An 11280-nucleotide genomic window follows, 5' to 3' on the forward strand; every position below is an offset into this window, starting at 1 on the left:
TCGGTGGCTAAGCATGATAGCTTTTAGCTAATCCGATTAGCCAACTGACCGCAGGGGTGGAGCCATGACCGAGTTCCTGAACGTGGACGGCGGGACGATCGCCTACGAGGTGACCGGCGCCGGCCCGCTGGTCGTTCTCGCCCACGGCATGGGAGACAGCCGCAAGGCCTACCGGTTCCTCGTTCCCGCGCTGGTCGAAGCCGGATTCCGGGTCGCCACAACGGATCTGCGCGGCCACGGCGAGTCCAGTGTCAGCTGGCCCTCCTACAGCCGCACCGATCTCGCGGAGGACCTGATCGCCCTCGTGAAGCACCTCGGCGGGCCCGCGGTGCTCGTCGGCCACTCCATCTCCGGCGGCGCGGCCACGATCGCCGCGGCGAAGGCACCGGAACTGGTCACCGCACTGGTCGAACTCGCTCCGTTCACCCGCAAGCAACAGGTCCGGCTGTCCGACCTCCGCGTGAGCACCTACCGCCGCGGCATGACCCACCTCCTGGGCACCGCCGTCCTCGGCAGCACCAGGCAGTGGGCCAAGTACCTGGACCTCGCCTACCCCGGCACCAAACCGGCGGACTGGGACGCCCGCCTGGCGGAGATCACCGCGATGCTGGCCGAACCCGGACGCATGAAGGTCCTCCAGGCGATGGGCAAGATCTCCCCCGCCGACGCCGGCGAGCAGCTGCCCAACGTCACCTGCCCGGTGCTCGTCGTCCAGGGAACGCGCGACCCCGACTGGGCCTCACCGCAAACCGAGGGCGAGGCGATCATCGCCGATCTCCCGGCCGGCCTGGGCAAGCTGGAGATGATCGACGGTGCCGGTCACTACCCGCACGTCCAGTTCCCACAGCAGACTCTCGCCGCGATCCTGACGTTCCTGAACGGTGTCCGCGCCTAGAGCGGGCTGGCCCGCGGACGAGATCGTGTCCGCCGGCCGACCTCACGATCGCGGCACGAGATCGCCCGGTTCGATCACCTGATCGACGACCGGCCAGCTCGCGTTCTCGACGTCGTAGAACGAAATGACGAGCTCACCCCGCCGCCCTTCACGAATTGCCTGCACCGGCCCCTGGTAGCGGAACTCACCCACCACATCGGCACGGACGTCGACGACCCAGACGACCTTCGCGGAGGCGATCGCCAGCAACGACGCCCGAGGCAGTTCGACGATGCCGACGAAGTCCACAGTGGAGATTCCGGTCGCACCCAGCGAAAGCTCCCGCTTCACCTCACCATCGCCATATCCGATCAGGCAGGCACGATCCTCGCCCGCGACCACGAGGAGCCGGCCCGTGTCCCAGCCGGCCGCCCGGTAATCGACGGTGTGGTTGTCGACAGCGGCGCTCGTGATGTCCGAGGCGAAATCCGGAAGAACCGTGCGCCACAGCGCACGATCCCCCTCCACGGCAGCGAGCACCACGTTGGGCGGCCTGGTGGACATGATCACGTCGACCTCGTCCACCGCCACCCGAACGTCGCCCGTCAATCCGAGAAACTCTTCGGAGTTGAGCAAACCGCGCAACGTCGCTTCACCACCCCTGAATGACCACCGCAGCCCCGTGCCGCGCCACGTCGCAGACGGTGATCATTCCACCGCGTTCACCTCAGGCGAGTGGTGCCGTGACGGTGAACGACGCATCACCTGCGAAACCCGAGCCGGGCGCGTACTGGTCGACCCTGACCGCGAACGCGTAGTGGCGCAGGTACCGGCCTGGATGGCTGTACGACTCCAGCGACAGCCCGCCCGCGAGGCCGGCGTGTCCGCAGAACGTGGCATCCCTGGCGAAAGTCGCGTCACCGTTGTTCACGTCCAGCCGCACGCGGAAGTCGTAGTGCCGCAGGTACCGATCCGGGAAGTTCACCGAGCGCAACGACACGCAAGCCGTGTTGGCCAGACCCGGCACGACGGTGAACGTGGCGTCCTGCCGGTCTGTGGCCGTCGAGATCTGTTCGACGTAGCCGAGGTTGTCGCGGTGCCGCACGTAACGGTCGGCGTAGTTGACCGACCGCAGCGAGCGGTTCCCGGTCGGCACAGCGGTTCCGTCACCCGAGTTCTCCCGCAGCACCGTGAAGTGCCGCGCCGTGCCGGACAGTCCCGGGAGCTCCGTCTTGCCGCCGAACGAGTACAGGTCGGCGCTGTCGGCGTAGAAGTAGCGGCCTTGGCCGTACTGGTCGAAGTAGATCCGCCAGCGACCGTCCGGGAGTTGCACCAGCGCGGGCCCTTCCAGGCCCGACCCCCACCCCGCCCAGTTGCCGGTTCCCCGGAACGTCCACGGTCCGCTCAGCGAGGTCGCGGTCGCGTGCTCGATGTACTTGGTGGTCTCGTTCTTGAGGAAGTTGTGGTAGGTGCCGCCGACCTTGATCACGAAGCTGTCGATGTAGTTGGCCGGGATGCCCAGCGCGACCGGCGACGTCCAGCTGGACAGGTCCGCACTGGTCGCGGTCACGCGGTAGGGCCGGAACTGGCCGGCCGTGCCGGTGGTGGACGCCGAGAAGATGACGTGCACGCTGCCGTCGCCGTCCTTGAACCACTCCGGCGCCCACGTGCTGCCCGTGGAACCGTTGAGCCCCAGCCTGACGTTGCGCAGGAACGTCCAGTTCACGTAGTCGGCACTGCGGGCGAAGCCGATGGTGTCGCCGGTCCATCCCGTCGTGTAGACGATGTAGTAGAAGCCGTCCGTGTGCCGCATGACGCTGGGATCGCGGATCAGCCCCGACGGTGGCGTGTAGCCGTTGGCCCGCACCAGGGAGAAGTTCGTGGCGTTCGCCGAGTCGTAGACGTACAGGTTCGACTCGCTGCTGTTGGTGAACGCCGTCATGAGGTAGTGAGGCACCGGGCCTGCGGCCTGAGCGGCGGGAAGGGTGACGGCGAGACCGGCGATCGCGCCGGCGAACGAGACGAGCGCGGCGAGCAGCGGACGCCATCGGTGGTTGCGCAGGCGCATGACCCCGGCTCCTTTCATCGTTGATGAAACCGGCGTGAGCGCTAACACTATGGCCGCAGACTCGGCAGATGACAATGGTCAGTCTTAGCCGGACATACCGATGAGCAGCGAGAACCATCAATTGTTAACGCGCACATCCGGCCGCTGTGCCAGGTCGACGTCACCGCCCCCGTTCTCCGATCCGGACCGCTCGTCCAGGGAGGGCGGAGATCATCTCCGCCCTCCCTGGACAGTTCCTCCGAAGGATCAGATCTTGCCCGCGGCCACGTCGGCGAGGTTCACGCGAGCCGTCTTGTAGTTCACCACCCAGGGCTTGGACGGTTCCGCCGCGTCCTTGACCGGGATGCCCTCGGACCGGATCGGCAGGCCGTTGTCGGCGTTGACGGTGAGGACGTACGTGGTGTTGCCCCCCTGAATGGCGGGAGCCGCGGTGAGGGTCAGCGCCGCCTGGCCGTCGACGTCGGTCTTGCCGATGGTCACGTCCTTCATGGTCGCGAGCAGCTTCAGCACACCCGCGCGGACCTCCGCGTCGGAGGCGGCGATGTACAGCGCGTGCGTGGTGTTGCTGAACAGGTGGTTGTTGATGCGGTTCTCCAGGTCCTTGCCCGTCGGCCGGTCGGGAACCTTCTGACCCGCCTTGCGGAACTTCTCCTCGACCTCCGCCATGGCCTGCGCCCACGCCTTGTCCGCCTCGGCAGGGCTCAGGCCGAGCCCCAGGGGATTGCCCGCGGCGGTGATCATGTCGAACTTGGCCTTCTCCACGTCGCCGTTGGCGGCGAGGCGAGCCGCCGCCGTCACCTTCGCGTTGAACGGCGAAGCGGGCTCGGCGGCGCCCTTGGCGACCGTGGCCGCCAGGTTCTGCGCCGAGTCGCCGGTGAAGACCTGACCCTTGTCGGTGTAGACGGTGTAGTACTGCTTCGGCCCGTCCGGCAGCAACTTGGTGTTGATGATCAGCGACGAGTCTCCCGGCAGCGTGCCGGCCGCCTTGACCGCGGAGGCCAGCTTCACCAGCGGTGACTCGACCACCACCTCCTGCGGGGCCGCGTCGGAGGGCCCGGCAGGGACGCTGCCACCACCCGTCGTCCCCATCACCACGGCCGCCGCGACGGCCGCCGCACCCACGGCCGCAACGCCGACCTTGGTCCAGGACGTCCACCGCTTCGGTCGCACGACCGTGTTCACCGGTTCCGCCATCGCCGTGTGCAGCGCCGTGCGAGCACGGTCATAGGCCTCGGAACTCGGGGACGGCACTTCACGCATGGTCTTCATCAGATCCATTTCATCCATGGGGTGTCTTCTCACGTTGTCGGGACTTGCAGCAGCGCGGCCACCTCGGGGGCCTCACGCAACGCCTTGCGCGCCTGGTGCAGCAGGCGCCGGGCCGTGCCGGCCGGGATGTCGAGCACCCGCCCGGCCTCCGCGACGGTCAGGTCCTCCCAGGCGACCAGGCCCAGCACTTCTCGCTCGTCCGGCTTGAGCCGAGCCAGCGCCCTGCGCAGCAGCGCCTGCGTGTCCACGCGGGCGTCCACCGCCGGCCAGGGATCCCAGTCGCTCGCCACGCCGGTCAGGTCCGACGCCGGCTCCTCTGCCGGTTCGGACCGCCAGTGCCGCCGCAGCCTGTTCAGCGCGACGCCGTACAACCACGGCCTGGCTTCGGGATACGAACTGTCGTAGCTCGCACGGGACTCGTAGGCCGCCACCCACACATCGCCGAGCACGTCCTCGGCGGCCTGCCGCCCCACTCTGCGCGCGAGGTAGTTCCCGATCGCGGCCTCGTGGCGACTGATCACTTCCACGAAGGCGTCGGTGTCTCCGCGCAGCGATCTGCCGATCAGTTCCGCGTCTGACGACATGAAGCTCCTCGGTTTCGCTTCGCCCTTTCACCCCGTCTTTGCCAACGCGGGCCAAAAGCGTTCAGGATGCCTCGCCTCATGACGAATGTTGCTGTTCAGCGCATGGAGTCAGGTGCGAGCAGGAATCGATCGCCATGATCGTCGCCGAGTTCGCCCGCCTGCACTCGATCAACAACGACGTGCAGGCCGTTGCTGCGTACTTTCGGCTGATCTGCGGGGACGGGGCGGCTCCTACCATGAGCGGGTGCTCGCCCTTGTTCGCTCCGTCTGGCTGGAACCCCGCCCCGCCCCCGCACCGACGCGCGTGTGGCGGGACTGGGTGCTGGTCGCCGTGCTGGTGCCCGCCGCGGTGCTCGAAGGCGTGCTCCGGCCTGATCTCCAGTGGCGACCGCTCTCGATTGCCGTGACGGCAGGGCTGGTGGCAACGCTGCTGTGGCGACGGTCCAGACCGCTGCTGATGGTCGTCATCTCGTTCGGTGTCTGTGAGCTGTCGTCGCTGATCGTGGGAGCCGAGTTCCCTCAGCAGTACGCGCTGGTCCACCAGGTGTTGTTGCCGTACGCGCTGTTCCGCTGGGGATCAGGGCGCGAGGCGGTGCTCGGCGTCGCGGTCGTCCTGGGCAAGATCGGCCTCTCCGCGGCTCTGGGTCATCTGCTCCTGACGGACGCGCTCGGCGGCCTTGTCGTGCTGGGCTCAGCGATGGCGCTGGGTACGGCGTTCCGGTTCCGGTCACGGGCCCGGGCTCGCGAGCTGGACCAGGTGAAGCTGCTCGAGCGGGAACAACTGGCCCGCGACCTGCACGACACGGTCGCGCACCACGTCTCGGCCATGGCCATCCGGGCGCAGGCGGGGATCGCGATGGCGGACTCGGACCCGGACGCCGCGGTCGACGCGTTGCGCCTCATCGACGCCGAGGCAGCGAGCGCACTGGACGAGATGCGTGGCATGGTGCGGCTTCTGCGCACCGAGGCCGACCTCTCCCCCGGCCCCCGCGTCGCCGATCTCGAACGGCTCGCCACCCGCTCGCGGCCGCCGGTGGACGTGGCGATCGCCGGGGACGCCGGCGGTCTGCCGGCACCGGTCAGCGCCGCCGTCTACCGCCTCGCGCAGGAGGCGGTCACGAACGCCCGGCGGCACGCGAAACACGCGACCCGCATCGAAGTGCGCGTAGAGGTCGACGAGAGCGCGGTGCGCCTTCGGGTGAGCGACGACGGCCAGCTCCGCCCCGCCGGCTCACCGGGGTACGGACTCGTCGGCATGATCGAACGCGCCAGCCTGCTCGGCGGCACGTGCGAGGCCGGTCCGAACGCGGGACAGGGCTGGACCGTGACGGCCGTGCTGCCGAGATGACCATCAGCGTGATCGTCGCCGACGACCAGGAGATCGTGCGCACAGGCCTCGCGATGATTCTCGGCGCACAACCCGGCATCGAGGTCATCGGTCAGGCCGCGGACGGGAGGGAGGCCGTCGCACTCGCCCGGCGGCTGCGACCGGACGTGTGCCTGTTCGACATCCGGATGCCCGAGCTGGACGGGATCGAGGCGACCCGCAGGCTCGCCGGGCCCGGCGTCGACGACCCGCTCGCCGTTGTCGTCATCACCACGTTCGACCTCGACGAGTACGTCTACGCCGCACTGCGGGCCGGCGCGCAGGGTTTCCTGCTCAAGAACGCGGGCGCCGACATGCTGTCGCAGGCCGTGCGCGCGGCGGCGGCCGGTGACGCGCTCATCGCACCCAGCGTCACCGCGCGCCTGCTGGCGACCTTCGCCGCCGCCGGACCCGCCGCGCCGCCGCGGCAACCCGTCGACCCGCTGACGGACCGGGAGGAACAGATCCTCGCCGCCGTCGCCAGAGGACGGACGAACAACGAGATCGCCGGCGAGTTCCACATCACGCTCAGCACGGTCAAGTCGCACATCACCAGCCTGATGACGAAGCTCGGCGCACGCAACCGGGTCGAGATCGCCATGTGGGCCTACGAGACCGGCCGAAAGTACGACACCGCCGCCGGACCTTAGGACGACGCGGCCGCGGCCCAACTTCCGATGAGCCGCAAGGGTTCCGACCGGCACGCTGTGCGCATGACCACGACGCGAACCCGGCCCAGACCCCAGTGGCGGGTACCGGCCCTGCTCATCCTGCTCAGCGCCGTCCCGGTGGTGGCCGGTGCTTTCCGGGTGGCACAACTGACCGGCGGGGCGCGGATCACCGCGGAGAACGCCAGGTTCTTCGCCGCGCCCGTACCGGTCCTGCTGCACATCGTGGGCGCGACCACGTTCTGCGTGCTCGGCGCGTTCCAGTTCGTGCCAGGGCTGCGGCGTCGCGCCTGGCATCGGCTCGCCGGACGCGTGGTCGTCCTCAGTGGACTCGTCGCGGCGCTGGCCGGCCTGTGGCTGACGGTGTTCTTCCCGAACCCTGGCGGCGACCTGATCAACGCCTTCCGCCTGGTGTTCGGCTCGGGCATGTCCATCGCGCTCGTCCTCGGGCTGATGGCGATCCGCCGCCGGAACGTGGTCGCCCACCGGGCGTGGATGCGTCGCGCCTACGCGATCGGCGCCGGGGCCGGCACCCAGGCGGTGGTCACGGCGGTCTGGTTCGCAGCCGTCGGCACGCCCGGCGCCGTGGTCGGGGAACTGCTGCTCGTAGCCGGCTGGGTGATCAACCTCGGCGTCGCGGAACGGCTCAACCTCAAGGAGAAGCGATGAAGGCGATCGTGCAGGACCGGTACGGCGTGCTGGAGTTCGGGACCGCGGACGTCCCGGTGGCCGGGGACGGCGAGGTGCTGGTGGAGGTGCGGGCGTGTTCGGTCAACGCCTGGGACTGGCACGTGATGCGAGGCGACCCGTACCTCGCCCGCCTGACGATGGGAATCCGCCGCCCCAAGCGCCGGATCCGGGGCAGGGACTTCGCGGGCACGGTGACGGCCGTCGGGAGGAACGTCACCAGGTTCCGCCCTGGCGACGAGGTGTACGGCGACCTCGGCCGGCTCGAAGGCGCGTTCGCCGAGTACGTGGCCGTCCCGGAAGGCCAGGCCGACCGGAAACCCGTGAACCTGACCTTCGAAGAGGCGGCCGCGGTCCCGCTCGCGGCCAACACCGCCCTCATGGGACTCCGCGATGTCGCGAAGGTCGAACCGGGACAACGAGTTCTGATCAACGGGGCGTCGGGCGGGGTCGGCACGTTCGCCGTGCAACTCGCGAAGTCCTTCGGCACCACCGTGACCGCGGTGTGCAGCACGCGAAACGTGGAGATGGTCCGGAATCTGGGCGCCGACCACGTCGTCGACTACACGCAGCAGGACTTCACCCGCGCCGGCGAACGGTACGACGTGGTTTTCGACCTGGTGGGCAACCACTCCCTGAGGTCGCTGCGGCGTGTGCTGACCCCGTCGGGACTCCTGATGATCGCCGGCGGCGGCGTGTCCCGCGGTGGCAGCCTCCTCGGCCCGATCGGCTTGGTGATCAGGGCGAAGCTGCTGGCGCCGTTCACCGGCCGGCGCGTCGTCGTGCACTCCGAGAGGCCGAGCAGCACGAACCTGGCCGCCTTGCGGGAACTCATCGAGTCCGGCCAGGTCACGCCGGTCATCGACCGCACCTACCCGTTGAGCGAAACGGTGTCGGCCATCGACTACGTCGAGATCGAACACGCCCGCGCGAAGGTCGTCATCTCGGTGTGACCTCGAACGTCCGGGCCAGGCCGCGTTCGGCGTGCTGTACTGGTCCCGTGGATCCGGTGGACGAGGTGGTGGCCGCCCTGCGAGGTCGCGACTGGGAGCGGCTCAAGATCCTGCTGCACCCGTACCTGCACTGGACGGAGGACGGGGTGACCACCCGCGGTCGGACGAAGGTGCTGGCGCGTCTGGCAGACGCGCCTTCCTCCGGCCGGCCGGTCTCGTACGAACTGCGTGACGGCCAGATCTACCGGTGGACCGTCGGGAGCTGATCCTCCCGGCTCGGCAAAAGCGGCCCCTTAGTTCAGAGACACCTTCCGTGCCAAGCTGAAACCGGCCAGGCGATCAGGCGATGAAGCCGGACATGCCGCCAACCCTCACCGTGGAATTCCGGCGAAATCGCCGGAAGCACCCAGGTGCGGGACTCTGTCCATTTCGGACGTTTCCTGGAGGTTCGTTCGGTGCTCAGCTCTCGTGGGTTCACCCTCAAGGCGACCTTGATCGCGTGGGCGATCGCGCTGGTCGCGACCGTGCCCGCCCAGGCCGCGCCACCGGAGCCGGGGCCGCCTTGCGAGGTGGGCAAGTACTACAAGCTCTGCGTGTGGTCGGGACCCAACTACACCGGCCAGTTGCGAGTCCTCCCGTACAACGTCGACCGCCTCGACATCGGGCCGCTCTTCGTGGTCCGCAGTTACAAGAACTGGCACGCCAGCGGCCGGATCACCGACGTGTTCGGCTGCGACCACGGGCTCGGTGAGTGGGAGAGGGAGCCCGTGGTGAACAACGGATGGGGGATCCCCGCCAAGGCCATCGCCAGCGGATCTTCGTAGAAACTCGCGGCGGTCGCGGGCACCCGGCCCCACGACCGCCGCACCGGGTCTACGTCGCGGGGGCGTAGAGGTTCAGCTCGGAGATGCTCCACCAGTTGCCCGCGTCGCCGGTTTGGGTGATGCGGAGGTATCTGGCGGTGATGGCGGGGAGCTGGATGGTGGTGGTCGGGTCGCTGCCCTGTCCGGTGGTGATGGCGTCGCCCCAGGAGGACGGGTCGGCGGAGGCGTGCACGGCGTAGCCCCGCGGGTGGTCTCCGGTGCTGGAGCCGTTCTCCAGGACGATCTTGGTGAGCTTCCGCGGGGCACCGAGATCGATCTGGAACCACTGGCCAGGCTGTTGGGCGAAGCCGGTGGACCACCGGGTGGAGGAGGTGCCGTCGATCGCCTTCGCCGCGGTGTCCGCGGTGCAGCAGGCATCGGCGGGAGTGGACGACGCACTGACGCGCCAGCCGGACCGGTCCACTGCGGACTCTCCGCCGCCGGGTGGAGGAGGATCACCGGCCGGCCAGGTGAACGTGGCGACCGCGCCCGCCGACAGTGACGTGCTGAAGCGCCGGCCGGCGGAGGTGACGTCGAAGGTCCGGGTGCCCGACCCGCTGTTGTGGGCGACGAGAACGGTGGACCCGTCCGGGTTCCGGAAGGCGACGTTCTCGACGTTGCCCTGACCGAAGGTGTTGGAGCCGATGCGCACCGCGCCGGGCTTCACGAACTTGCTGATGTGGCCCAGCACGTAGTACTCGGCGTTGTAGGTGACGGTGCCGTCGCTGCGCACCGTCGTCACGCCGGTGCAGGTGGTGCAGTTCATGGTCGGCCCGCCGTTCTGGTCGAGCGCCAGGTTCCACAGGACGACGCTCTTCGCCCAGTTCCGGGTGGCGCCGATGATCAGGTTGCGGGTCTGCCAGCTCAACGTGTCGGCGAACGTCCTCGCCTCGTCGCCGGTCTTGATTCCGGAGCACTCGGTGAAGTGGACCTCCTTGCCGGGGAACGCGTTGTGCACGTTCGTCTGCACACCCGGCTCACCCGCGTAGCAGTGGAAGGCCGAGCCCGCCGTGTACCGGGCGGCGGTCGAGTCGCGGAGCACGTCGAGCGGATAGCCCGGCCGGTCCCAGTTGTGGTCGAAGGCCAGAATGCGGGTGTCCAGCCCGGCCCTGGAGATCGCCGGACCGAGCGCGCCGCCGATGAAGTCGGCCTGATCCTGCGCGGACATCAGCATGCCGGGGTAGTTCCCCGGCGAGAACTCCGGTTCGTTCTGGGGTGTCACCAGGGAGACCGGCACACCGGCGTCCCGGTAGGCCTGGAGGAACTTGACGAAGTAGTTCGCATAGACCTGGTGGTGCTCGCGTTTCAGACTGCCGCCGATCAGCTCGCCGCTGGTCTTCATCCACGCCGGCGCGCTCCACGGCGACGCCAGGAACGTGGTCTGCGGGTTGATCTCCCTGGCACGCCGCAGCAGGGGCAGCACGTAGGGCTCGTCGTGGGCGATGGAGAACCGGGTCAGGTCCGGGTCCGTCTGTCCTTTCGGGACGTCGTCGTACGTGTAGGCAGACCGGGAGAAGTCCGACGCGCCAACGGGTTGGCGCACCGCGCTCAGTCCGATGCCCCGCTTCGGGTCGAACAGCTTGGTCATGATGGCGTCGCGGTGCGGCGAGTTCCAGATCAGCCAGGCGGAGGAGTCGGTGAAGGACGCCCCGAACCCCGTGATCGTCTGGTAGGTCTGACCGGGGTCGACGGCGATCGTGTCCGCGGCACCGGCCGGCCCGGAACGGAAGGCCGTCGCCGGCTGCGGGGTGAGCAACTGGGAGCGATCGGCCGTGGTGATCCACGAGCCGACCCCTTCGGCATCGGCGGCGTGCAGTGCGGCAGGCGCGGCAGCGCCTGGCACGGTCATGCCGAGCAGGACGAGGCTGACTGCGGCTGTCACGTGGGCGACCCGTGGTCGCCGGGAATCCAGACGGGTGTGCACGACTTCCTCCTCAGGATCCTCCGC

12 protein-coding genes are annotated in these 11280 nt (G+C 68.9%); 7 read left to right on the plus strand and 5 right to left on the minus strand.

Annotated elements, in window-relative coordinates:
- Positions 1-64 precede the first annotated feature (64 nt).
- The gene (locus IEZ09_RS34030) at positions 65-895 is read left to right on the plus strand and encodes an alpha/beta fold hydrolase (protein ID WP_189257919.1); all 831 of its coding nucleotides are present in this window, start codon (positions 65-67) and stop codon (positions 893-895) included.
- A 42-nt stretch (positions 896-937) separates the two neighbouring features.
- Here the strand turns inward: IEZ09_RS34030 and IEZ09_RS34035 are convergent, their stop codons facing one another.
- The 4 genes from IEZ09_RS34035 to IEZ09_RS34050 form a co-directional block, all read right to left on the minus strand.
- Positions 938-1483 carry a hypothetical protein gene (locus IEZ09_RS34035; RefSeq protein WP_189257920.1) on the minus strand — a complete coding sequence of 182 codons (546 nt, stop codon included), beginning with the start codon at positions 1481-1483 and terminating at the stop codon, positions 938-940.
- Positions 1484-1601: 118 nt separating this feature from the next.
- Positions 1602-2942 (minus strand): glycoside hydrolase family 43 protein, encoded by a 1341-nt coding sequence (locus IEZ09_RS34040; protein WP_189257921.1) that lies wholly within the window; start codon positions 2940-2942, stop codon positions 1602-1604.
- Between the two features lie 246 nt (positions 2943-3188).
- Positions 3189-4229, minus strand: coding sequence for a hypothetical protein (locus IEZ09_RS34045; RefSeq protein WP_229813198.1), 1041 nt, complete (start codon positions 4227-4229; stop codon positions 3189-3191).
- 11 nt (positions 4230-4240) lie between these two features.
- Positions 4241-4795, minus strand: coding sequence for an RNA polymerase sigma factor (locus IEZ09_RS34050; protein ID WP_189257922.1), 555 nt, complete (start codon positions 4793-4795; stop codon positions 4241-4243).
- Positions 4796-5039: 244 nt separating this feature from the next.
- On the opposite strand from IEZ09_RS34050, the gene IEZ09_RS34055 reads away from it, so the two are divergent.
- The 6 genes from IEZ09_RS34055 (at position 5040) to IEZ09_RS34080 (ending at position 9293) form a co-directional block, all read left to right on the plus strand.
- Positions 5040-6143, plus strand: coding sequence for a sensor histidine kinase (locus IEZ09_RS34055; RefSeq protein WP_229813199.1), 1104 nt, complete (start codon positions 5040-5042; stop codon positions 6141-6143).
- Positions 6140-6811 (plus strand): response regulator transcription factor, encoded by a 672-nt coding sequence (locus IEZ09_RS34060; protein ID WP_189257924.1) that lies wholly within the window; start codon positions 6140-6142, stop codon positions 6809-6811. Before IEZ09_RS34055 ends, IEZ09_RS34060 begins: the two co-directional genes overlap by 4 nt.
- A 63-nt stretch (positions 6812-6874) precedes the next feature.
- Positions 6875-7498, plus strand: coding sequence for a DUF2306 domain-containing protein (locus tag IEZ09_RS34065; protein ID WP_189257925.1), 624 nt, complete (start codon positions 6875-6877; stop codon positions 7496-7498).
- Entirely contained in the window at positions 7495-8469 is a 975-nt protein-coding gene (locus IEZ09_RS34070; RefSeq protein ID WP_189257926.1) for an NAD(P)-dependent alcohol dehydrogenase, read from the plus strand. The genes IEZ09_RS34065 and IEZ09_RS34070 overlap by 4 nt, the downstream gene beginning before the upstream one ends.
- A gap of 56 nt (positions 8470-8525) precedes the next feature.
- Positions 8526-8735 carry a hypothetical protein gene (locus IEZ09_RS34075; protein ID WP_229813200.1) on the plus strand — a complete coding sequence of 70 codons (210 nt, stop codon included), beginning with the start codon at positions 8526-8528 and terminating at the stop codon, positions 8733-8735.
- A gap of 189 nt (positions 8736-8924) precedes the next feature.
- Positions 8925-9293: a hypothetical protein gene (locus IEZ09_RS34080; RefSeq protein WP_189257928.1), complete on the plus strand. Its 369-nt coding sequence runs from the start codon at positions 8925-8927 to the stop codon at positions 9291-9293.
- A gap of 49 nt (positions 9294-9342) precedes the next feature.
- On the opposite strand, the gene IEZ09_RS34085 is transcribed toward IEZ09_RS34080, so the two are convergent.
- Positions 9343-11214 (minus strand): discoidin domain-containing protein, encoded by a 1872-nt coding sequence (locus tag IEZ09_RS34085; RefSeq protein WP_189257929.1) that lies wholly within the window; start codon positions 11212-11214, stop codon positions 9343-9345.
- Positions 11215-11280: the final 66 nt, after the last annotated feature.

The sequence above is a fragment of the Lentzea flava genome (assembly GCF_014648475.1).
Lineage (GTDB): Bacteria > Actinomycetota > Actinomycetes > Mycobacteriales > Pseudonocardiaceae > Lentzea > Lentzea flava.